Annotated in this window: 17 protein-coding genes; 14 read left to right on the top strand and 3 right to left on the bottom strand. The window is 39.2% G+C overall.

Annotated features, from left to right (window positions below):
- Positions 1–229: 229 nt before the first annotated feature.
- Together BMX69_RS07660 and dcd are read left to right on the top strand one after the other, a co-directional pair.
- Positions 230–1,786 (top strand): LCP family protein, encoded by a 1,557-nt coding sequence (locus BMX69_RS07660; RefSeq protein WP_330387665.1) that lies wholly within the window; start codon positions 230–232, stop codon positions 1,784–1,786.
- Between the two features lie 19 nt (positions 1,787–1,805).
- Positions 1,806–2,339: a dCTP deaminase gene (dcd, locus tag BMX69_RS07655; RefSeq protein ID WP_054790738.1), complete on the top strand. Its 534-nt coding sequence runs from the start codon at positions 1,806–1,808 to the stop codon at positions 2,337–2,339.
- 81 nt (positions 2,340–2,420) lie between these two features.
- Here the strand turns inward: dcd and BMX69_RS07650 are convergent, their stop codons facing one another.
- Positions 2,421–3,443, bottom strand: a complete 1,023-nt coding sequence (locus tag BMX69_RS07650; protein ID WP_025233119.1) for an AI-2E family transporter — start codon at positions 3,441–3,443, stop codon at positions 2,421–2,423.
- 256 nt (positions 3,444–3,699) lie between these two features.
- On the opposite strand from BMX69_RS07650, the gene BMX69_RS07645 reads away from it, so the two are divergent.
- The gene (locus tag BMX69_RS07645) at positions 3,700–4,944 is read left to right on the top strand and encodes an MFS transporter (RefSeq protein WP_100042025.1); all 1,245 of its coding nucleotides are present in this window, start codon (positions 3,700–3,702) and stop codon (positions 4,942–4,944) included.
- Positions 4,945–5,042: 98 nt separating this feature from the next.
- Positions 5,043–5,345 (top strand): ArsR/SmtB family transcription factor, encoded by a 303-nt coding sequence (locus BMX69_RS07640; protein ID WP_054790739.1) that lies wholly within the window; start codon positions 5,043–5,045, stop codon positions 5,343–5,345.
- Between the two features lie 183 nt (positions 5,346–5,528).
- Here the strand turns inward: BMX69_RS07640 and eam are convergent, their stop codons facing one another.
- Positions 5,529–6,791 carry a glutamate 2,3-aminomutase gene (gene eam / locus BMX69_RS07635; RefSeq protein WP_100042024.1) on the bottom strand — a complete coding sequence of 421 codons (1,263 nt, stop codon included), beginning with the start codon at positions 6,789–6,791 and terminating at the stop codon, positions 5,529–5,531.
- Positions 6,792–7,436: 645 nt separating this feature from the next.
- Here eam and BMX69_RS07630 point away from each other — a divergent pair.
- Positions 7,437–13,181, top strand: a complete 5,745-nt coding sequence (locus tag BMX69_RS07630; protein WP_100042023.1) for a polysaccharide lyase family 8 super-sandwich domain-containing protein — start codon at positions 7,437–7,439, stop codon at positions 13,179–13,181.
- Positions 13,182–13,327: 146 nt separating this feature from the next.
- Here BMX69_RS07630 and BMX69_RS07625 read toward each other — a convergent pair whose 3' ends face one another.
- The gene (locus BMX69_RS07625; protein WP_100042022.1) at positions 13,328–14,212 is read right to left on the bottom strand and encodes a LysR family transcriptional regulator; all 885 of its coding nucleotides are present in this window, start codon (positions 14,210–14,212) and stop codon (positions 13,328–13,330) included.
- 124 nt (positions 14,213–14,336) lie between these two features.
- Between BMX69_RS07625 and BMX69_RS07620 the strand changes: the two genes are divergently transcribed.
- From BMX69_RS07620 to BMX69_RS07580, 9 genes are all read left to right on the top strand, one after another.
- Positions 14,337–14,867: a nitroreductase family protein gene (locus BMX69_RS07620; RefSeq protein WP_465220359.1), complete on the top strand. Its 531-nt coding sequence runs from the start codon at positions 14,337–14,339 to the stop codon at positions 14,865–14,867.
- A gap of 291 nt (positions 14,868–15,158) precedes the next feature.
- Complete coding sequence (locus tag BMX69_RS07615; RefSeq protein ID WP_100042020.1) at positions 15,159–16,385, top strand: Zn-dependent hydrolase; 1,227 nt, start codon at positions 15,159–15,161, stop codon at positions 16,383–16,385.
- 168 nt (positions 16,386–16,553) lie between these two features.
- Positions 16,554–16,913 (top strand): molecular chaperone Hsp90, encoded by a 360-nt coding sequence (locus BMX69_RS07610; protein ID WP_100043793.1) that lies wholly within the window; start codon positions 16,554–16,556, stop codon positions 16,911–16,913.
- An 85-nt stretch (positions 16,914–16,998) separates the two neighbouring features.
- On the top strand, positions 16,999–17,850 hold the full coding sequence (locus BMX69_RS07605; protein ID WP_054790745.1) for a Cof-type HAD-IIB family hydrolase: 852 nt from the start codon (positions 16,999–17,001) through the stop codon (positions 17,848–17,850).
- Positions 17,851–18,220: 370 nt separating this feature from the next.
- A complete protein-coding gene (locus BMX69_RS07600) occupies positions 18,221–19,225 on the top strand; it encodes a LacI family DNA-binding transcriptional regulator (RefSeq protein WP_242941381.1) in 1,005 nt (334 codons plus the stop codon).
- Positions 19,215–20,054, top strand: a complete 840-nt coding sequence (locus BMX69_RS07595; RefSeq protein WP_054790748.1) for a carbohydrate ABC transporter permease — start codon at positions 19,215–19,217, stop codon at positions 20,052–20,054. The genes BMX69_RS07600 and BMX69_RS07595 overlap by 11 nt, the downstream gene beginning before the upstream one ends.
- A 121-nt stretch (positions 20,055–20,175) precedes the next feature.
- Entirely contained in the window at positions 20,176–21,501 is a 1,326-nt protein-coding gene (locus tag BMX69_RS07590; protein ID WP_100042019.1) for an ABC transporter substrate-binding protein, read from the top strand.
- A 143-nt stretch (positions 21,502–21,644) separates the two neighbouring features.
- Complete coding sequence (locus BMX69_RS07585) at positions 21,645–22,439, top strand: carbohydrate ABC transporter permease (RefSeq protein ID WP_242941380.1); 795 nt, start codon at positions 21,645–21,647, stop codon at positions 22,437–22,439.
- A gap of 22 nt (positions 22,440–22,461) precedes the next feature.
- Positions 22,462–23,829, top strand: coding sequence for a family 4 glycosyl hydrolase (locus BMX69_RS07580; protein WP_100042018.1), 1,368 nt, complete (start codon positions 22,462–22,464; stop codon positions 23,827–23,829).
- The last annotated feature ends 1 nt before the right edge of the window (position 23,830 follow it).

Raw genomic sequence — 23,830 nt, 5'->3', positions numbered from 1 at the left:
CACGAACACCCTGCTTATCAACCTCAGCCTAAACCGGTGCAGTTGCTTTTATTGTTTCAACAGTACTTTTCTGGAGCAGTTCATCTATCATCTATCATAATTTTTTATAGTGGTCAAGGTAACTATTTTGTGTTACAATAAATAGCTGATTGACTGATAAAATTAAGAGAAAAGCAAGATATCATAGGCATATTTCTGATAGAATAGATGGGATCTGCCAAAGAAAATATTGGAAAGGATTGATTACTCGATCATGGATTATGAGGATGAATTAGACCGTATGCGGGACCGCAAAAGCCGGGAGGGCAGTAAAAGGACGAGGAGCGCAGATAAAACTCCTCCGACAGGGAAAAAACGCCAGCCGCAGACGGTAAGAGGAGATAGAACCTATTATAGTACAGGTGACGGAAGAAATCCGCGAGTCCGATATAATGGACCGCAAAACGGCGCCAAACATAAATCGGATAAAAAACGGAAACGCAAACACAAGCAGCGAGTCATATTAATGGAGCTTGTAATTTTGGCGCTGGTACTATTTGGCGTATTTTTTCTGTTTAAACAGCGCACCCATCAGAAAGGTTATTGGACCATTGCCGTTTTTGGCGTTGATTCCCGGGACGGAAAGCTTGAAAAGGGAGCTCTGTCCGATGTAGAGATGATCTGCAACATCGATAAGGCTACCGGTGAGATAAAACTGGTATCGGTATTCAGGGATACATATTTAAAGATTGACAGCAAAGGAACCTATCACAAGATTAATGAGGCCTATTTTAAAGGCGGCCATAAACAGGCAGTGGATGCTCTAAATGAGAATCTGGATCTTAACATCGACGATTATGCAACCTTTAACTGGAAAGCAGTTGCTGATGCCATTAACATACTTGGTGGGGTCGATTTGGAAATTACAGATTCAGAATTCGCCTATATCAACGGTTTTATTACGGAAACTGTTAATTCCACCGGAATCGGCTCTTATCAGTTGAAAAAAGCAGGAATGAACCATTTAGATGGCGTACAAGCTGTGGCCTATTCCAGACTCCGTCTCATGGATACGGACTTTAACCGGACAGAGCGCCAGCGCAAGGTGATAAGCCTTGCAATGGAAAAAGCGAAAAATGCTGATTTTGGAACATTAAGCACTCTGGTTTCTACCGTATTCCCACAGGTATCTACCAGCATTGGCATGAATGATGTTCTGTCCATAGCCAAAGGAATCAACAAATATCACATAGGAGAAACAAACGGTTTCCCATTTTCACGCACTACCATGAAGATCGGCAGAATGGATTGTGTTATCCCTACCACATTAGAGAGTAACGTCAGCCAGCTTCACCAGTTTCTTTATAATAAGGCTGATTATTCTCCATCATCAACGGTGAAAAAGATCAGCGACAAGATCGCCCAGGAAAGCGGCATGAAAGATCCTGGAAAGAATGCTCCATCCGGCGGAAGTTCAGGAGGCAAGAAAAAAGATACTTCGTCATCAAAAGATACCGCTCCTGCAAAAACGGAAGCTGCCACTGAAGAAAGTGTGAAAGAGACCACGGCAGAAAGCACGAAAGAAGCGATTCCGGAAACAACCGAGCAGGAGAGGACGGAAGTTCCCACCAACGATGACGGAAGCCTGGTTGGGCCTGGGGCCAATATAAAGGAAACAAAGGAAGAAAAGAAACCGGAGAAAGAAACGGAAAAGGAAAAGGAAACAAAGCCGGAAAAAGAAACCGAAGAAAATCCGGGAGTACAGGAAGGACCGGGATCTGGCGGAGAGATCGGTCCTGGAGTATAAGGAGAAAGGAAATTATATTATGATTTTATCTGATAAAACAATTCTTCGGATGCTAGAGGATAAAACGCTTACGATATCACCAATGGAAAAGCACCAGATCCAGCCTGCCAGCGTAGACATCAGACTTGGGAATACGTTTTGTGTCGTAGAGGATACTAGCAATGGGATTATTTCCTTAAATGATGAAATTCGATATAAAACCATTGAAACGGATCGGTATTTGCTTCTGCCCGGACAGTTTGTACTTGCTACCACCATGGAATATTTCTCTTTGCCAGATAATCTGACGGCCTTTGTGGAGGGCCGCAGTTCCTTAGGAAGGCTGGGGCTGTTTATTCAAAATGCAGGCTGGGTGGATCCGGGATTTAAAGGCGAAATCACATTAGAACTTTTTAACGCAAACAGATGTGCGATCGAGCTATGTGCAGGCCGCCGTGTAGGTCAGCTTGTTTTTGCACAATTAGATGATCATGCTTTAAATCCGTACAACGGAAAATATCAGGGTCAAAAGGGTGCAACGGCTTCAAAAGTTTTTATGGATATGGATTTGTAACGAAAAAGGAGACCAAGGCCAGCCGAACTTATCGGCGGCTTTGGTCTCCTTTTTTGATGATAACTTTCATCGTTCCTATTTCTAGCGATTATTTGTCCCTACCTTAATATCTAAAATATCCAGGAAAAACATGAACAGCGGAATGCCAAAAAGCAGACCCCAGACTCCAATATAATGTTCGCTCACCATTAGTATAATAAACACCAAAAATACGGGAATCTTTGTTTTTGCAGACATTAATTTAGGGTTCAACACATAGGTTTCCAAAGAATGGAGAACAACAATCATCACAATAACTTCAACGATTTTTATGGCGCCTCCAATGTTAAATGCGATAATTGTAAGGGGAATCATGGATATGATCACCCCGGCAACAGGAATCAGTCCCAGTATAAAGATCATGGCTCCAAGCCCCAATGTCTGCGGAAATCCCATAATTGTCAGGGCCAGCACAGACAGAAAAGAGTTAATGCATGCAATTACGATCTGCAATTCTATTACTTTACCGAAAGAATTTAAAAACTTTTTCCCATAGAACTTAAAGTATTCATACAGGAAGGAAACTTTGCTCTGTTCCATGTGTCCAAAAAACGTAACGATTTCATCCTTTTCCAGTAAGAAAAGAAAGCTTATCAAGAATGACATTAATAAATTGATACTAAAAGTACCTGCTGTAGCTACAAACCCCAAAAGATGGTTTTCCGCTAACCGGATATAAGCGTCGATCTGATCCTCTGGAATGATATTCATCAGATTAATGTCGAATTTTGACTGAACCTGGCTCAAATCAAAGGTGGAAATCAAACCGATGATATCAAATAGCTGCTGGGTAACCTTTGGAATATAGACAATACCGGATATCGTGAAAAACAATACAATTATAATGTACATAAAAATAGTAATCAGTTTACGGCTGATTTTCATACGGGAATTTACTTTATCATAAATAAATTTTTGGAGCTGACCAAAAATAAATGTAACTATAAAAATAAGTAAAAGCTGATTCAGCATGCCTCGAAAGAAATACATAAACAAAACCAGCAATACGATACTTAAGATCTTTTTTACAAGTGTATTATTGATAATTCCATCAAACTTTTCCATTCTGTTTACCTTTCTAACCTAAAACATATATTTATAAATTATGTGCTATTTATGTCGAATTTAGGCCTGTATTCCAATTATAGTATAAGAATAAAACTTTGAAAATACCTGGACACAAATTTTTAAATCTATAATGACTTCTTAACAGCACCATGGTGTTAAAATCTTATTTATAACATATAACAGTTTTATATATTGACATTTATCGATATGAAACTTATAATGTTTTCTTAGCTACTAAAATTGGGGGAATATTATGAACGCATCTATAACAAATTGGAAACGAAATTTTTATACTATATGGGCAGGCCAGGCATTTTCTCAATTTTCAAGTTCTGTCCTTCAGTTTGCGATTGTATGGCATTTAACAGATAAAACCGGTTCCGCCTTGGTTTTATCTGCCGCAATGATGATGGGATTCCTGCCGCAAGGAATCTTAGGTCCTTTCATAGGTGTGTTCATTGACCGTTATAATAGAAAGATGATTATGGCAGTCTCAGATTTATTCATTGCTGCGGCCAGTTTTATCATGGTTATTGCGGGGAAGATGGGCGTTTTATCCACAGAACTGATTTTATTGGTTTTGCTGATTCGTTCCATAGGATCTGCCTTTCATACGCCTTGCCTTCAGGCAGTGACGCCTCAGATTGTACCGGAAGATCAACTGACACGATGTTCCGGATACTCACAGGCATTAGAATCTGTTTCTCAATTATTTAGCCCTGCGTTAGCGGCAGTTCTCTATCAGTCATGGAGCTTAAGCAGTATCATCTTCCTTGATGTTATTGGAGCATTAATTGCAGTATTCATGCTTGTGATATCAGTAATCCCGGAATTAAATCATAATGAAAGCATAGGGAAGATACATATTATAGAAGAGGCAAAGGAAGGTTTTAAAATACTTCGTACCAAAAAAGGAATGCTGGGCCTGGTTTTAATAGGTACCCTTTATACCTTAGCAATGATGCCGACCAGTGCATTGTTTCCGCTGATGAGTATGTCATATTTTCATGGTACCAGCACAAATGCAAGTGTTACTGAAATTGTATTTTCCATTGGGCTGCTGATTGGCTCTTTGATATTGGGCAGATGGGGAGGAACTAAAAATAGAATTTATACCATAATCGGTTCTTTTCTGTTAATGAGTTTTAGTTTGTTTGTCTCTGGGTTCTTGCCGCGTGACGGTTTTTTAATATTTGCAATATGCTCCTGGTTAATGGGAATATCCGGCCCATTTTATTGGGGAATGTATACACCATTGCTGCAAAGCAACTTTGAAGCGAAGTATTTAGGGCGGGTAATATCATTATCTAGCAGTATCCGCTTAATAAGCGGCCCAATAGGACTTTCTGTTTCCGGAGTTTTTGCAGAGAAATATGGGGTGGAGAAGTGGTTTCTGATTGCAGGAGCACTGGTTTTATTTGCCTCATTTTTATGTCTGGCCATACCTTCCATAAGAAATTGTGATGCAAAACTAAATGATAATAAGACAGAAGATTAAATACAGCTGTTAGATTAGAATCATATAAAAATATTGACAAATTTAAATCGGAGTATATAATGACATCAAATTGATATATATGAATGTGTGGAGTGATTATGGATAAACACAAGAAAACTGCTAAAATATTCAAAGCGTTCTGTGATGAACAAAGACTTGCAATATTAGAGTTATTACAAGACGGAGAAAAGTGCGCCTGCGAATTGCTGGAAAAACTGGATATTACCCAGTCAACCTTGTCCCACCATATGAAAATTCTTTGTGAGTCCGGGATAGTTGTAGGGCGTAAGGATGGGAAATGGATGCATTATTCAATCAGTGAGTCCGGGGCAGAGCATGTGAAAAAGCTTATAAATGAAATAACATTGGTAAACCTCAATAAGCCAAATAGTTGCTGTTAAATATATCACTTATTTTTTAAACGAAAAAGCATAGATTGAATGCCGAACAAGAAACTAACAAACTCGTCATCTTGTCCGGTATTCAATCTATGCTTTTCCTATAATCATTCCGCATAGGATTATTAACCGTATGGCAGGAAATTCATCAGGCTTTGAAATCTTGCCTGACATATATCAGTTCACTCATGATTCAAGATAATTCCGGATATCCTTTGTTTCATGGTCTTCGTATTTTACGATATTTCCTTCCCAGGTTCTTAATTGAACATAGCCCGGTCCCCGGGATACAATGTAATTGGGAAAGATAGGCGTTTTTCCCAATCCCTTGGGAGCATTTACTATAAATGTGGGGATCGCCATACCCGAAGTGTAGCCTCGTAAGTATTCCATGATCTCTATACCGTCTTCAATGGATGTATTAAAATGAGCGGTTCCCTGAACATGTTTTGCATGAAAGATGTAATAAGGTCTTACCCTGCATTTGAGCAGCTCATGATTGAGCAACCGCATGATGTACTTATCATTATTGATTCCATTTAACAATACGGCCTGATTTCCCAGAACGATCCCGGAATCAGCCAGTTTTTCACATGCAGCTTTCGATTCTTTCGTAATTTCTATGGGATGATTGAAATGCGTATTTATATAGATCGGATGATATTTTTTCAGCATGGAACATAATTGGTCTGTGATCCTTTGAGGCATGGTTACCAGGCTCCTGGTTCCCAGGCGGATGTAATCAACATGAGGGATCTCTTTCAGCTGCTTTATTATCCACTCAAGGTATTCATCAGAAAGGCACAGGGCATCCCCGCCGGTGATCAACACATCCCTGATTTCTTCATTTTCCCTTATATAATCAATGGACTCCAGAATCATGCTGCGGGACCGATGAGCATCCTCCTCCCCGATATTCCTTCTTCTCTGGCAGTGCCTGCAGTACATGGCACATTCATTGGTCACATTAATAATTAACCGGTCTGGATATCGTCTTGTAATGCAACCTGCTGGATTTGTAAATTCTTCCCCCATGGGATCAAGATCCATGCAGGTATCCTCTAATTCTTTATAGGTTGGAATTGATAATAACCGGATAGGATCATATCTGTCATCTGGATCTGCCAGACTTAAATAATAGGGAGAAACCGCCCATCTGAATTTTTTCTCCACCTTTTTAATGCGCATTTTTTCTGTCTCGCTTAAGAAAATGATTTTACTTAAAGTTTCAACATCCGTTATTCTATGAGTTAACTGCCATTGGTAATCTTTCCAATTTTCTTCTGTGGCATCCAGTACCTCTAATATTCTGGTTTTCCTCTTAATAAATTCTTCCTCTAAATCCATTCCTTTTGGAATTCTCTTGCGTGCCTCTAAAAAATCTTCGATCCGCCCCTTTAATTCTTCTGCTCTTTCAATTGATACCTGTTGTTTTTTGCTTATTCCCATATAATTTCTCCTTACATATATTATTCACTCCGTAAAAAACAAACTTCCTATGGAGATTTTTGCATCGAAAAACGAAAGCTTCTTTCCTTTTACGAAACAATCAGCGGTATGTTTAAATTTCACTTAATTGTATTTCTGCGGGATGATTGGATACTACATGTGGTTTTTCCGCCAGGCAGCTCAAAACGCTTTAGCTTGTTGGAAAATGAAACGTTATTGGTATTCATAAATTTAAGATATGATGATGGATTATAATGTCAGATCAGGTAAAGCAACAACTCAATTATACCAGTAAAGTTGTTGCTTCGTCAACCGTATGAATAAACCTATCCCATAAAACTCAAGATTTTATTTCATTTGTATGATGTATTTAAATAATAAATTAGATTATTTATACAGTTACCTTTTCCGCAAATAATACATCTTTTACAAAAATATTATAAAATTAAATTTATAATTATTAAAAACATTAAAATATTACAATTATTTTTAAAATAGTTCATTTATTATAGTAAAAAAATTCCATATAATTAAATAAATTTTTATATTATATCTCTGACTGTTTTTATGGTAAAGGTGGGACAACTTACCAATAGGTTCAAGATCACTAATATAATTATTTTAATAAAAAAGGAGGAATTTTGTGTGAAGCAAAAGATTAGGAACAAGTGGAAGCGGGTGACAAGCATGTGTCTGGCAATGCAGATGGTCATGACAGTTCCAGCTGCCGGACAGACATTACCAGTAATATCCGGATCAGAATTATTAAACACACGGCATTATGCTGCGTCCATTAATCCTACAGTGGGAGGGGGAAGTCTGTCACTATCTAAATACAGTGATACGACTTTAGCATGGAACACCATGAATGAAGAACTGATACCTGGAACAACCATGTTCTGGGAAGGGGGAAACCAATTTCGAGGGGGTGAAATTACAACAGAACTGTCAATGAAGTCACTTTCGGAAACTTACGGTGTACAAGGAGTAAAGCTGGGGAATGAGGTTCATGGCGTTAAATCATGGTTTTTATTCGGTGACGAAATCCTTTGTGCCGGAGCAGGCCTCAAGGCACAAACAGGAAGCAGCGGGCAGCTCATAACCGTTGTAGATAATATTCCTGTTTTAAAAGATACAAAGCTGGCATTGACAAATCCCAACAACGGATACCGAAATGTACTGTCAGCAAGTACAAACCAGTGGAGTTCCCTCATTAATACACCGACGAAAGGGATTCATACCCAGAGAAACTGGCTCAGCGCATCTGACTTGAACAATAACGAACTGCAATGGTCCTATGTGTTTGGAGACGGCGAGACCGGATCGTTCCTGACTACTTCAAACGTATACTATCGACTGAACACGAAACAGTCTGATACGGCTCAATTGGCCGAGTTTTTTATTGCTCCCGGAGAAACCTACCAGTATACCATGGTCGCAGGGAAAACAACCGCTGATTATTCAAATTCAAGTCTCTACAAAACCGATGCAAGGCTTCTGATAAATACTCCGCAGATACAGGCTGCTTCCAGTATTACAGAAGGGCTTATATCTGTAAACAAGTGGTCTTCCGACAGCATCAGGCTGGATAATCAGGTAGTGTCCTTAACGATGAATGAGAGTATGTCACTTACCGTAAAAAAAGATCCTTCTAATGGTAATATAACACTAAATATTGCAAAGCCTGAGAACCAAACCGATGGTTATCTGGAGGTAACACTGGAAACCCGGGGAAAAGGCATACTAACAAATTCAAACCAAAAGGCATTGGCAGATTCCTCTTTTGGCTCTAATATTTTCCTTAAATTCGATGCTTCCGAAATGGGATCTGAGCCAGTGGTTCTGACGATTGAAGGAAAGGCAGCTGAAGCAATAACAGGAGATGAGATTGTTTTGGTAAGAGGAGAAGACGGACGGGTTGAAAAACCGGCTGAATTATCCGGCAGCATTCGTTGGGAAGTTAAAATACCAAAGCCCGACGGAAATTATGTACGCAATGCGGGAAGCAGTAAGATTAAGAGAGAGTTGTTAGAAGGCGAAACAGATGGAACAAGAAAAGCCGGAGATGCTGATGGTAGCCACATCGCTTCTGTTAAAAAGCTTTCCGGTGAAGACGCACTGCTGACGGCAAATGAAAAAGGAAATGTCACTGTACTGGCAACTGATGAAAACGGAAAACAAAAAAAGTGGAACGTAACAGTTCTATATGAAGATCCGGCAAATCTACCCCAGACAGAACCAGAAGATTACGAGACAATCCGCAAACGGTGGAAAGATTCTCTCATCGGAAATGATTTAACTGAACTTGATGGAGGCAGAGTGATCCTTGACGACATTCAGGCTCAGGCAAAATCTGCATGGGAAGCGTATTCTTATAAAGGACAGGATTCCTGTGCCGGAATCCCCTGGCTTAAGGATGAAGGAGCTGAGGGTAACCCGGAGATTCCCTATGAGAATGATGCGGTAGAGTTTCGTCCGGCTTTTAAAAAGGTGCTGGCAATGGCAAAGGCATATGCAGCAAAGGGGAACCTTTATTACCAAAATGATGAGCTGATAAAGGACATAAAACAGATCATGAACTATCTGTGTTCCCAATGTTACTCACCAAAGACCCAGACAGATAACTGGTGGACGTGGGAAATCGGCGTTCCCAAAGACCTTATTCCAATACTGGTCCTTATATATGACCAGCTGACAGAGGAAGAAATCAGCCTTTATACCGAGGGACTTTATTTCTTTCAGCCGGATCCATATCATGAAGGCATCATTGGAACCGGAAGCACCCATGCTCAGGGATACCGGACGGCACAGGGAGCCAATATCATTGACTGTTCCAGGACCGCCTTGGGACTGGGAATTATCAGAGAAGATAATGAGCTTGTTTACATGGCTCAAAAAGCTTCTTCGGAGACATTTATAATCCAGAGCTTAAAAGACAGTACCAAAATTGCGGATCAGGGTTACACCAGCGGTTTTTATGCAGATGGTTCTTATCTTGACCATTCCCATGTGCCATATTTAGGGTCCTACGGAATTGAGTTCCTGAAAGGCGGGGCAGGAATGCCGCCTCTATTTGCCGGAACACCTTGGGAATATCCCAGAGAAGTGCAGGAAAACCTGGAATTCTATTTGAAAGAAGGGTTTTTGAATGGAATGTATGATGGTCTGATGCTGGATTCTCTGAAAGGTCGTTCTGTATCAAGACCTGCCGGCAGTAACCGGGATGCAGGAAGAGAAGCAATGATTCTTATGATCCAGCTTATGGATTCCGTTTCTCCTGAAGTGCAGGAAGAATTAAAAAGTTCATTAAAAGCCTGGATGGAGATTGATCCCGGATTTATAAAGATCTTAAGCGGAGCAGAGTATATATCGATAAAGGAAAAGGCCCTGGAAATTCAGGGAGATGATTCTATTGCCACCTCCATTGCTCCGATACATAAAAATCTGCCTCTCATGGACCGGGCCATTCACCGGACAGACAAGTTCCTGATGGTACTATCCATGTATTCAGAACGTATTCAGAATACGGAAATCATGAATCATGAAAACCGGTATGGCTGGCATCAGGGAAGCGGTATGACCTACTTATACAATCAGGATACCATGCAGTATACGGAAAATTTCTGGAACACTGTAAATCCTCTCCGGTTGGCGGGAACGACTCTCGTTTCCAAGAATATCGGTAACGGTCAGCCGGACAGCTCAGGCTTTGCCCAAGGCGGAGATTTCCGTTCAAGAGAATCCTGGGTCGGAGGCAGCAGCATAGAAAATGACGGAATAAACGGAATGTCTTTAACCGGAGAAGTCCGGGTCAAAGAGGGAGAAGGTTCTCCTGCCGTGACGTATTCCCCTAATCTGTCTGCTAAGAAATCCTGGTTTATGCTTGGGGAACAAATCGTATGCCTTGGAGCCGGCATATCTAATTCCGGAGAAGAATATCCGGTGGAAAGCATTATTGAAAACAGGCGTTTAAAACAGGATGGCGACAATGCGCTGATCATCAACGGAGAGCCAAAAGATCTTATGACTGAGTCCGCATCTTTAGTAGATATTGTAGACGGAAAAGTGGATGTGTCAGGAACAACGCTTTCCGATGTTTCATGGGCTCATTTGGAAGGGAATACGGACGGAAGCGATATCGGTTATTATTTCCCTGCCGGTTCTCAAACCATATCGGTAAGAAAAGCAAGGAATGCCGGAAACTGGTCAATGGTTGGAACATCAAATGGAAAAGCGGAAGAGAACTATCTGGAAATGTGGTTTGACCATGGAAAGAATCCTGAAGATGCCACATACGAGTATGTACTTCTTCCAGGAATGACCGCTGAAGAAACCGAACAGTATTCCAGGGAGCCACAAATCACGGTCCTGGCAAACACTTCACAGATGCAGGCTGTTTACGACAGATCCGAAAATACACTTGGAGCCAATGTATGGACAGATGCTGCTTCAAAAATTGGTGACTTCTCCATAAAAGGTGCTGCATCTTTCATGGCAAAAGAAGATGAGAATGGAATTCTGACTGTCTCAGCCTCTGATCCTACGATGAAAAATACAGGTACTATTGTAATCGAAATAAATAAACCTGTGACAGAAATTCTATCATCAGACGAGAATGTAAAGGCAGAACTGACAGAATACGGAGCAAAGCTTACCATTCAGGTAAAAGGAACCAACGGCTCCAATTCTTATGCAACAATGCAGTTGGCAGCTTCCCTGTATCCGCAGGCCGTTACTCTTGCCCCCGGACAAAGTATGTCCTTTGCAGTCAATGATTACACCAATGATGCGGGGATTATTACCTGGAAGGTCACAGGAGATAAGTCTTTAGAATCAGGTACCGGCATCGATGAAGAGGGCTGTCTTGATATTGATGATTTTGAAGAGAGCAGCCGGTTAAACGTGACCGCTGAACTGGAAAATGGGTTAAAGCTTCAGGCCTTTGTTTCTTTGGGCGGAAAAGTGGGACCAGAATTACCGAAAAACATTCAAAAAGTCCAGTCTCTTATTGAAGACGCAGTAAAAGAGGCGATAAGCAACGATGATTACAGTGATTACAAGGTACAAAAAGCCATCAGGTCAGCAGTCAATGCCTTAACTGCCGTTTCGAATGAGGAATTGGCAACGTATTTAATGGATCAATTGATCGCATTAGAAGAACTGTATAAGGCTGCGATGGCTGCAAATGACTGCATGATAGACAGCAGAGTGGATTCCACTGAAACAGAAATTACTGGTATACAGATTGCAGGGGCTGCGTTAAGCATACCCATTAAAATCACAGGAAACAGTGCAACTCCTTCCAGTGCAGTAAGAGCGACTGCCTCCAATGCAAGCAAGGCATCTCCCTCAACCGCTTTCTTGATCTTTGAAGATGAGGAAGATGATCAGGAAATCCGTACTGCAATTATGTCGGTCAATGACGGCAATGTATCGGAAACAGAAGAAGAGTTCCGAAAAACCTTCGGGCTTCAGCTTCAGCTGGAGGATAAGTACGGAAATAGAAAGCCTATATCGTTAAATGCTCCGGTGAAAGTGTGGATGGACATTCCTGATCAGGGAAAGGACAGCAGTTCCATTACTGCGACATTTAAGGGGTCAGGTGGAGAAACCAGACAATTACCCATTTATTGGAATCACAAAACAGATAAAATATCATTTGTGTTAACGGATAACGGAACAGTGACCTTAATCATTAACAGTACCACAGGAGGAGAAGAACACTTTCAAGTGTCCATAGATGACAGTCTGGAAGGCGGCAGCATTACTGCCAATCTCTCTGAGGGAAAAAAGGGAACAAAGGTAATTGTAAAGACAGTTCCTGATATTGGATATCGTTTAAAACGTCTATCTGTTAACGGAAAGACAGTATCACCGGACAAAAACGGAAAATATGAGTTCCTGCTCCTGCAGGATACATATATTACAGGTGAATTCCGGAAAACGAATCTGGACGGAGAGGGAAGCCAGGACAGAAATCGAAACTCTGAATCAAACATAGTTAGCTCTGTCTGGAAAAAAGTGAACGGAAAGTGGTACTATTTCAATGATAAGGGCAATATGGCAACAGGCTGGCTTCTGGTCGATGGAAAATGGTATTGGCTGAGCTTAGATGGAGCCATGCAGACAGGCTGGGTCTTTGATCAGATGGACAGTTCCTGGTATTATCTGGATTCATCCGGAGCCATGGCAGAAGGCTGGAATTGCATAGATGGGAAATGGTATTATTTAACCACACAAGCAGAAGGTTCATCCGGCTGGGCAATGAATCAGGAGAAATGGGAATATAAAAAGCCAGAAGGTTACTCACGCCCGCGTGGATCGTTATACATGAATGGAGTGACTCCAGATGGCTGGCTGGTTGACAGCAATGGAGTATGGAATCAATAATTAACTAAATCAATGGATGCTGCTTTGCTAACGAATGTTAGTTACGCAGCATCCATTTTTGAATCAGTATGCAGCTATTCGTCCAATATTTACACCATCAAAGGCATAATATCCCAAGCAGCCGCACAACTTGTTGTGAAAACATATCACCATTTAACATCCATGCATATTTCTAAAAACGCCTCCAATGAAGGAGATAACCATTTATCTCTATGGTGAACAACCTGAACGAACAAACTTAAATTTTTCCCTTTCCAATCGATCATAGAAAGTTGATTGGATGCTATTTCCTCATGTACAGCATATAAGGGTAAAACTGCTATTCCAAAGCCCAATATCGCAAATTGCTTAAGGTCAGATATGCTTGCTGTTTCCAACATGATTCTAAATGACTCATTTGCTTCTTCCATAACCGCCTGAAAGACATTCTTCCAGCAACTGCTGTGCGATACTAAAAGCATGGGGTGATTTGATACATCGCGGGGAAGTATATTTTCTACACCATCTAAAGGGTGAATAGGTGAAACAAAAAGTCCCAATAATTCTTCCTGGTATATTTTAACTGTTAGCTCAGGGACATGCCATGGCTTGTCCAATAATACAGCCACATCGATCTGATTTTCTTTCAACCACAATTCTAATTCATCCGTTGATCCGATTTTTATATGAAATTCAACCTCTGGATACCGTTTGCGATATTCTTCTAACAGTTTAGGCAATTTGACAGAGCAAACGGATTCATTTACTCCAATCGTTAAAATACCATGCGGAGATTTTATAAAAGATAGAGTACCTTTTGCCTTTTCCCATGAAAAGAGTAGCTGTCTTGCATCAACGAGGAATTGTTCGCCTTCGGGTGTAAGGCAGACCTTTTTGCCCAACCGATCAAATAATTTTACGCCCAACTCTTTCTCAAGAAGTTGTATTTGGGATGTAATGGTTGATTGAGCATATCCAAGCTGATCCGCCGCCTTTGTGAAGTTACGCAGTGTCGCTACCGTTACAAATGCTAAAATTAAACGCATGTCCATAATGATAAATTTCCCATCTGATTTTTCGATTGTATCAATAGAAACAATTAATTATACCGATTGAACAAATCGTGTTATTATGTTATCACAAATTAAAAGTAAAATGCAACCTTAGTTGTGATTTATGATATGCCAGATAGGAGGTAGTACTGTGAAAGAAATATTTAATCGCAGAAGTATTCGGGAATTCAAAAATATGACTGTGGGGAAAGAAAAAATAGACAAATTGTTACGTGCAGCTATGCAGGCACCATCCGCAGTCAATCAACAGCCATGGGAATTTATTGTCGTTGAAAGTAAAACAGCTTTACAGAAACTTTCCAAGGCTATGCCAGATGCAAAACCAGTTGCTCACTCAGGGGTAACGCTGATTTTGGCAGCAAATAGCAATACATTCAGATATGAACCAGATTGGGCGTTGGATATGAGTGCTGCAGCCCAAAATATTTTATTAGAAGCTGTTCATTTAGAACTTGGAGCAGTGTGGATGAGTATTACATCTGTAGATTCAGCTATAAATTATGTACGGGAGATGTACGAACTGCCATTAAATATTATACCTTTTGCATTGATTGCTATTGGTTATCCCAATAAATATAAAAATCATTTTATAGATCGTTATAATATTGATAAAATCCATTACGAAAAGTGGTAAATCTGCAATTGTCAGAATTACACGAGATTAAAGGACATTCAAGCCTGGCAGCGGCAAGAAATTTGGGGAAAAACATTCAATAAAGTGAATCTATCGGCCGATAGAGAGATTGTAACGAGTATTTATATTATCAAACAAGAAATTAGATCTTCTTACTGTTAGGGTTTACGTAGTAAACTGCATTATCTTTTATAAAGTCATTAGACTAAGTTTATGCAATTATGGTATACTTAACCAATGGTATTAATAAAAAACGACTACATGTGTTGTACATAAAAGGAGGTAAGTAACATGATTCAGTGTAACTATGAAAGAATGGAAGATAAGATTGAAACCTTCAGCAGGTTTGGAGATACTGGAAAGGGTGGAATTACCAGATTTTCCTTATCGGATGAAGCCCTGGCCGCCAGAAAAGAATTCGTAAAGCGCATGGAGGCAATCGGTGCTTCCATCGCAACAGACGATATGGCAAATATATATGCAACCATTGCCGGAACAGAAGATTTACCTGCCATTGTCTCAGGTTCCCATATGGATTCCGTTCGCCAGGGCGGGAATTATGATGGGATTCTGGGTGTCTTAACAGCAATGGAAGTAGCAGAAACCATAGTAAAAGAAAAAATACCTCACAGGCATCCGATTACGGTTATAGTATGGACCAACGAAGAAGGCGCCAGATTTGAACCGGCAATGATGTCTTCCGGTGTTGTTTGTGGAAAGTTTAACAAGGAAACCATGCTGGCTTCACAGGCAAAAGACATTCCTGGGTATACCTTCGGAGAAGCTTTGGAGAACAGCGGATTTAAAGGAAAGGAAGGAAACCGGCTGGATCCATCTAAAACAAAGGCTTTGGTGGAACTTCATATTGAACAGGGCCCGGTATTAGAAGCAGAAGGGATAGATATTGGCATAGTCGAAGGCGTCTGCGGTATGATCAATTATGAATTTACATTTACCGGGCAGGCAGGCCACGCAGGAACGACACCTATGAAATATCGTAAGGATGCCCTTTATGCAGCAGTTAAAACCATTCAATATCTCCATGATGAACTGGACCAGTTAGACAGCAAACTGGTTTATACCACGGGAAAAATTTCTGCCCATCCGAACATTCACACCATAATACCGGATGAAGTGAAATTTACCCTGGATGCGAGACATCAGGATTCCGAAGTGCTCAAGCAGGTACTTGCAGTCATTAAAAAGATCCCAAGTGTTGTAGAGCAATGCGAAGTGAGTTATGAGGAAGCATGGTCACGTAAGACCGTGAGCTTTACTGCTGAACTGGTTGATTATGTGGAAAAAAGTGTACGGGAATGGGGCTATTCCAATCGTAGAATATACAGCGGCCCAGGTCATGATGCCCAGTTTGCTATAGATCTGGTTCCTGCTACCATGATATTTGTACCAAGTGTAGGAGGACACAGCCATTGTGAGATCGAATATACTCCGGTAGAAAACTGTTTAAAAGGGGCGAATGTACTTTTAAATACGATTTTGCATATTGATAAGAATTAAATCTTGACCCTTTGAAAAAACCCCAAAAGTCAGACCTGAAATCTAACGGCTGCCCATATCGGCGTACAACAGTTTAAACTGAATAACCGGAATATATCTTTGAATTGCAAAGGTAAAATAATTATGGTAAAATATAGAAAAATTCCAGAAGAAAGAAGGCATACAATTATGGACAAGGAAGTATTAAATTATGTTGTTGAAAAAACAAACGAATTAATAAGTGCTTCATCATGTAGCAGTGAGGCAAAAGCAGCAGCTCAGACCTGGTTGGACGCTATCGGAACTGAAAAGGAAGCCGAAGAAACCAAAAAGTATATTGATGAACTTGAGGCGGATATTATGCCGATTGACGGTTTAATCGGTTTTGCTGAATCTGATGCTGGATTTCAGGTTTTTGGAGCAGACATTTCTAAGAATATCGCGGCACATGCAAAGGAAATCAAGTCTGCTGGAGCGAAATATTGCGATTGTCCGGCTTGTGCGTCTGCAGCAGCGATCCTTGATAAGAAAGATATCCTTCTTAAATAAGAAAACAGTGTTCAGGATGATTGGGATTGATTTTACTTTGGTAATGCTCTTTTACTATAATAAAACGAAATAGAAGGATGATTGGATGAGTGATATTAAAGTTATTATTATGGATGTTGACGGAACATTATTTAACAGTAAAAAGATGATTACCGCTAAAACAAAGGAAGCATTACGAAAGGCTCAGTCGGCTGGGGTGAAACTTATTCTTGCTTCCGGACGACCCACGGCAGGATTGTTTCAAATAGGAAAAGAATTAGAAATGGATCATCACCATGGATTGTTTGTTGCTTATAATGGCAGCAAAGTAATTGATTTTGAAACTATGGAAACTCTTTTTAATGAACCGTTGGGTATTTCGGATGGAAAGGCTGTTTTAGAACACTTAAAGAAGTTTGATGTTTATCCGATGATCGATAAAGATAATTATATGTATGTGAATAATGTATATGCAGATCCAATACAATGGAAAGGTTGCTCAATTAACATTATTGAATATGAAGCAAGAGGCGGGGGCTATTTGCTCTGTGAAAAAGAGGATTTATCGGAATTCCTGGATTATGAAGTAAATAAGATATTGACGGCCGGGGATCCATCTTATCTGCAAGAGCATTATAAAGACATGATGGATCCGTTTAAAGAGAAGCTTAATTGTATGTTTACAGCAGATTTCTATTTTGAATATACAGCAAAGGGAATCGATAAAGCCAAAGCTTTGGATACTGTGCTAAAGCCAATGGGCTTTCTTCCGGCGCAAATGATCGGATTTGGAGATGGAATGAACGATATATCCATGATTCAGTACACTGGAATAGGTGTTGCAATGGAGAATGCTGTCCAGGAACTGAAAAATGCAGCTCAATATGTTACTGCATCGAATGATGAAGATGGAATAGCTGAGGCTTTATATAAATACATGCCGCAAGTGGTTTTCTAAAATGAGCATGAAAGACAAAATATAAAAGCGGCTATATTAAATCAGAATATTACTTAGATAGAGAATTACTCCTTTGAATATTACAGAGGAGTAATTCTTTTTTCATATGATCAAATGTATATCAAAAAAATGATGAAGCAAAGTTCTTATGCCCTTTTGACGCCCTTTTAGGATATTATATAGCTGAAAATCCATGAAACAAATGAAACAATCATGAAACAAATGTAAAACTTATGACTATATTGACAAAGATATTTTATTATCTTATGATCAAATTGTTAATTATGATATAATTATTCGTTTGAAGATGAGAAATATGGTAATTATATATAACTATTGTTTCTGAAACAAATTGAAAGAGGTGAAAGTAATGCCATTGACAGTTAGAGAAATTGCAAAAATTGCAGGTGTTTCTCCAGCTACTGTTTCAAGATATTTTTCCGGTAGTGGTGTTGTGAGTAAAGATGCGGCCAGAAAGATTGAACATGCTTCCAAAGAGTTGGGGTATACACCAAGATTTAAGAAGTGCAAAGATAATGGCGTCATAGCTGTTTTGATTCCTAATTTACAACTAGGCTTTTATGGAGAAGTGTTAAAAGAATTGATAGAAGAGATTCCAAAATATAATTACAGAATCGTATTTATACCAACCATACCGGACAGTGAACACTATAAGATATTCTTTAAGGAAATGAACATTGTAGGCGTGATATATTTTGATGAATTCATTGATCTTGATATTATTAATTACATCGCTTCCAAGAAAATTAAAACTGTGATGTTTGCCGGAGGATCTCTTGACAGCAGGTCAGAAATGGTTCATATCAATGATATTGCAGCTGCCTATGAAGGAACTAAATATTTAATTAGTCTGGGGCATGAAAAGATAATTATTCTATCAGATTTTTTGAAAAATATCGGATCTTCTTTTCAGAGGTTTACTGGTTGTAAACGCGCACTTGATGAGATAGGAGTTGACTTAAATGAAAATGAAATGTTAGGATGCGGCACTGTTACTTATGAAACTGGTTATCGGTTAACAAAACAATTCTTGGACAAGAAAACAGACTTTACCGCTATTTTTGCTTTTAGTGATGAGATGGCAATGGGAGGAATATCTGCTTTGCATGATTTTGGGCTTAGGGTACCGGAAGATGTATCGGTTTTGGGATTTGATGATATTGCCATGGCAAGCAGATTCATACCAAGATTAACCACGATCCATCAGCCGATCAAAGAATTTGTTACGAAAACCTTAGAGGCTTTTCAGGATTTAGACAATGTAAATGATAAAGTAGAGATTACACTGCCATATAAGATTGTAAAGCGTGACACATGCACTGTAAATAAGGGAGTAAATATATATGAAAAATAAAAGAATAGGGGCATTTGTATCTGAGATATTAAGACTGATTTATCTGATATTCTTCGTGTTTATCTCAATTGGACCATTATTATGGATTATAATGTCTTCATTTAAGACGAACAAAGAAATTTTATCATCTGCATTCGCATTACCCTCAAATTTTAGTCTGGCAGGTTATCATGCAGCACTTAAACTGGCCCCTATCTTTAAGTTTTACAATAACAGTTTATTGATTTCCATGGCTAGTACAATTCTTAATATACTTGTAGTATCAATGGCAGCATATATATTGGCAAGATGCCGGTTTAAAGGGAAAACATTTTTAACATTATTACTTTCCTCCTCGTTATTAATACCTACTTCCTCCTTATTAATGCCAATCTATATTATTATGACAAAGATTGGTCTGTATGATACGAAAACAGGACTAATCATTGTATACGCAGCATTAGGGCTTCCCTCCTCGCTGTTTATTATAAAGAGTTATTTCCAGAGTATACCGGTGGAATTGGAAGAAGCAGCTTATTTAGATGGAGCGGGTTTTGCTAAAACTTACTTTTTAATTGTATTTCCAATTGCTAAATCGGGATTGGCAACTGCAGCGATACTACAATTCTTAACTTCATGGAATGAATTCATGTTCGCATTAATCTTAACAAAAAGTACATTGGCAAGAACATTACCATTAGCACTCAATTATTTTACATCTCAGTTTTCATTTAATTACACGGCGATGTTTGCAGCGTTAGCTATGGTGATCATTCCAAGTATATTAATTTATACTCTGCTGCAGGAACAAGTGACAGATAGTATGGTAGCCGGTTCAATTAAAGGTTAGGCTGAAAAAAATCACTTTGATTTAATGATCCGCTTGTTTACAAAAGTAACATCATACAAGTAAATGGGGCTTTGGCACGATGGTGTCTCAAATATAATGTATCAATGAAAGGGGATTTATTATGAAGAAAGATCTTAGGAAAGTAGTAGGGGTACTATTAATCGGGGTTATGGTCATAGGTATGCTGTCAGGATGTGGGGCAAAAAACAATGAAACCGGAAACAAATCCAGTACCGGCAATACACAGGTATCGGATAGCGGTATCGAATCTGGCAAGATAATTGAAATTAATTTTCCTACCTCCTGGGTTGGAGTAAGTTCAAGTACAGAATGGTTCAATGATCGTTTGAGCGCATTTAATGAACAATATTCAGATAAATACAAGGTTGTAGTAGAAGAGATTGCCGGTGATCAGGCTTATGTGGATAAATTAAAAGTTTTATACTCCTCCAAATCCTTACCGGATGTCATTAGTACAGGTGGTTACAACTTAATTGATTCTATGAAAGATCAGCTGGTTGACTTAACGCCTTTTGTTGACGATCAATGGAAAAACTCTACCAGTGAAGTATGCTGGGATGTAAATTCAAGAGACGGACATATCTATGGAATCCCGTATTCCAGACAGGTGATTGGATATTTCTATAACAAAGAGCTTTTTGAAAAAGCGGGAATCAAAGAACCGGCAAAAACCTGGGATGAATTCTTTGGGCAGTGTGACAAATTATTAGCAGCAGGTATTGCGCCAGTATCAATGGATACTGCCGATTCAGGCTGGCTGACTTCATTATTGTTGGGTGCTATGATTGCCACTAATGACGAAGGCGAAAAGTTTATGAATACGTCACTTCCTAAAAACTATAATACTCAGGAATTCATAGATGCAGCCGGAATGATTCAAAAATTGTTCCAGAAATATACAACTCAGGATGCGATTGGCGGAAAATATGAGAATGGTGCAAGTAACTTCTTTATGGAACAGACAGCAATGATAGCAAATGGACCTTGGATGGTTAGTGATTTCTATGATACTTCCATGGTAGAAGAAGGCTTTGCTGACAAGATAGGAACAGCAATGTTCCCGGGAGATGTAATGTATAACAGTGGAAAGATTGGTTTTAATATTGCTTCTAAATCAGAAGATCAATTAAAAGCTTCTCTTGAATTTGTTAAATTTATGACATCAGCGGAAAGCCAGCAAAAAATGTTGGAAATGACAGGAGAAATTCCGGCTGAGAATCATGTGACTTCCGATACCATTTATCCACTTGTAAATGATGTTGTGGAAAATAGTAACCAGGCAGCAAGAAATATCAATGATTTTCAAAGTTTATGGTATGCTAACGTGGTTGATGAGATAAGCATTCAATATCCACTGCTTGCCCAAGGACAAATAACTCCGGAAGAATTTGCAACCGCATTAACAAAAACAGCAGAGAAAAATTAATTGACAATATCAACTCTTTCCTCTGCCTTTACAGGCAGGGGAGAGAAGAATAGAGGTGACAGAGATTGCGTGTAAAAAAAAGAATGATGGTATGTTTCTTATTACCTTGTATCCTGTTGTTTTCTTTAATTTATCTAATACCCATGGGAATTGTATTTGTAACCTCATTCTTTGAGTGGAAATCTGGCGGGGTTTTTCATATTATTGGTCTTCGTAATTATATTGAGGCCTTTGTAAATGATACGAGAATGCATCAGGCATTAAAAAATACTGGAATATGGGCTTTGCTTCAATCAACTGTCCACGTAGGAATCGGTACCATTACCGCATTTATCCTATCCCGTAAAATAAAAGGCTGGAAGATCTTTCGAACTATATTCATGATACCCAATGTGATATCAGCAGCTGCCTTAGGCGTTATCTTTTTAAATGTCTTTAACCCCAAATACGGACTGCTTAATTCCATGATCAGTACTATTACCGGTAATGAATTTTCTAAAAATTGGTACTTTGATCAGAACTCAGCATTTCTTACCGTGACCTGGAGCTGGTTGCTGTATGCCGGTCTGGTTATGATACTTGTTCTGGCAGGTGTCATGTCTGTTCCTGATGAAGTAATGGAGGCGGCGAAAATAGATGGGGCTTCCGGCTTACAAATTGATTTTAAAATAAGGCTGCCACTGGTACGGACAATTCTTGGTACTTGTATCATTATATCAGCTACCAGTATGTTAAGAGAATTTGAATTAATTTATCTAACTACCAACGGCGGACCTGGTGATACTACCCTTAATCTGCCTCTATATCTATATAAAACATCTTTGACAGATAACAATTATGGATATGCCAATATGATGGGGGTTTTATTGATTATCTTAGGTATCTTTGCTGTTTTTGCAATTAATAAATTATTCCGTATGAGTGAGTCTGATTATTAATAAAAAGGATAGGAGAATAAGAATGAAGATTACAGTAATAGGCGGGGGAGGGGTTCGCTCAATGTTTCTTGCAAAGAGCCTGTCCCAAAATGCAAAAAGATTAGGAATCACTGATCTTGTTTTCATGGATAATAATGAGAAAAAATTAAATATTTATGGAAAGATGGCAAGAGAAGTTGCAAAAAGAATTGATCCTTCTCTTATATTTGCTCTCACAACCGATCCTGTGGAAGCAGTAACAGATGCCGACTATGTCATTACTACCATACGTGTTGGAGAAGATGACATGAGAGTTAAAGATGAAAGAATAGCCCTTTCCCATGATTTGTTAGGGCAGGAGACAACAGGTGCGGCAGGTTTCTCATTTGCAATGCGTTCCGTTCCTGCTTTGGTAAAATACTGTGAGCTAATAAAAGAACATGCAAAAAAAGAAGTAAAAGTATTTAATTTCACCAATCCAGCAGGAGTAGTTTCCCAGACATTAAGGGATATGGGATTTGATTTTACTTATGGAATCTGTGATGCACCTAGCGGTTTGCTGCATTCCTTTGCCAAACTGTACGGTGTCAGTCAGGATGAAATAACAGGAGAATGTTATGGACTTAATCATCTTTCCTTCTTTAAAAGCATTCAGTTAAATGGAAAAGAGATTATGACAGACCTGCTGGCAGATGACCGTGTTTATGAATCTACTGATATGCGGTTTTTTGATAAAGAATTAGCTTTACATTTGGGTTGTATCTTAAATGAATATTTATATTACTTTTACTACCGTGAGGAAGCCATAGCCAATATTCTTGTAGCAAAAGTAACCCGAGGTGAAGTGATTAAAGACATTAATCTACATATGACAGAAGAATTATCTAAGATGGATATAGAAGGTGACTTTGATAACTGTTTAAAAGTTTATGAACAATGGTATGACAGAAGAGAGAGCGCTTATATGGCTAATGAAACAGGGATTAAAAGCCATAAACCTCCTTTTAAGTTTGATATTAACGAGAAAGATAATGGTGGCTATGCTGGGGTTGCTTTAAAATACATTGAAGCAGAATTATCCGGAGAGCCAAAAGATATGATTCTTTGCGTTCCCAACAACGGGGCTATTGAAGGATTAAAGGATACGGATGTGGTCGAAATCAGCTGTACCATTACCAGAGATGGTTATATTCCTCACAAAATTGAAGAACCGGGTGAACTTCAAATGGAGCTGATAAGAAGAATAAAGTCTTATGAAAGACTGGCTTCTTCAGCCATTCGAAACCGGGATAAAAAAGAAGCAGTGGATTGTCTCATGCTGCATCCGCTGGTAAATTCTTATTCCCTGGCCAGGGCCTTAATGGAGCAATACCTAAGTATCAATACAGAATATATTAAGGGGTGGAAGTAGA

It is taken from the genome of Lacrimispora sphenoides JCM 1415, from assembly GCF_900105615.1.
GTDB classification, from domain to species: domain Bacteria; phylum Bacillota; class Clostridia; order Lachnospirales; family Lachnospiraceae; genus Lacrimispora; species Lacrimispora sphenoides.
The sequence above is the reverse complement of the archived record's forward strand: the minus strand, read 5'-3'. Positions and strand labels throughout refer to the sequence as shown.

Coding starts and splice junctions, on each gene's coding strand:
- dcd (WP_054790738.1), top strand. CDS start 1,806: ATGATTTTATCTGATAAAACAATTCTTCGGATGCTAGAGGATAAAACG.
- BMX69_RS07650 (WP_025233119.1), bottom strand. CDS start 3,443: ATGGAAAAGTTTGATGGAATTATCAATAATACACTTGTAAAAAAGATC.
- BMX69_RS07645 (WP_100042025.1), top strand. CDS start 3,700: ATGAACGCATCTATAACAAATTGGAAACGAAATTTTTATACTATATGG.
- BMX69_RS07640 (WP_054790739.1), top strand. CDS start 5,043: ATGGATAAACACAAGAAAACTGCTAAAATATTCAAAGCGTTCTGTGAT.
- eam (WP_100042024.1), bottom strand. CDS start 6,791: ATGGGAATAAGCAAAAAACAACAGGTATCAATTGAAAGAGCAGAAGAA.
- BMX69_RS07625 (WP_100042022.1), bottom strand. CDS start 14,212: ATGGACATGCGTTTAATTTTAGCATTTGTAACGGTAGCGACACTGCGT.
- BMX69_RS07620 (WP_465220359.1), top strand. CDS start 14,337: ATGATATGCCAGATAGGAGGTAGTACTGTGAAAGAAATATTTAATCGC.
- BMX69_RS07615 (WP_100042020.1), top strand. CDS start 15,159: ATGATTCAGTGTAACTATGAAAGAATGGAAGATAAGATTGAAACCTTC.
- BMX69_RS07610 (WP_100043793.1), top strand. CDS start 16,554: ATGGACAAGGAAGTATTAAATTATGTTGTTGAAAAAACAAACGAATTA.
- BMX69_RS07605 (WP_054790745.1), top strand. CDS start 16,999: ATGAGTGATATTAAAGTTATTATTATGGATGTTGACGGAACATTATTT.
- BMX69_RS07600 (WP_242941381.1), top strand. CDS start 18,221: ATGCCATTGACAGTTAGAGAAATTGCAAAAATTGCAGGTGTTTCTCCA.
- BMX69_RS07595 (WP_054790748.1), top strand. CDS start 19,215: ATGAAAAATAAAAGAATAGGGGCATTTGTATCTGAGATATTAAGACTG.
- BMX69_RS07590 (WP_100042019.1), top strand. CDS start 20,176: ATGAAGAAAGATCTTAGGAAAGTAGTAGGGGTACTATTAATCGGGGTT.
- BMX69_RS07585 (WP_242941380.1), top strand. CDS start 21,645: ATGGGAATTGTATTTGTAACCTCATTCTTTGAGTGGAAATCTGGCGGG.
- BMX69_RS07580 (WP_100042018.1), top strand. CDS start 22,462: ATGAAGATTACAGTAATAGGCGGGGGAGGGGTTCGCTCAATGTTTCTT.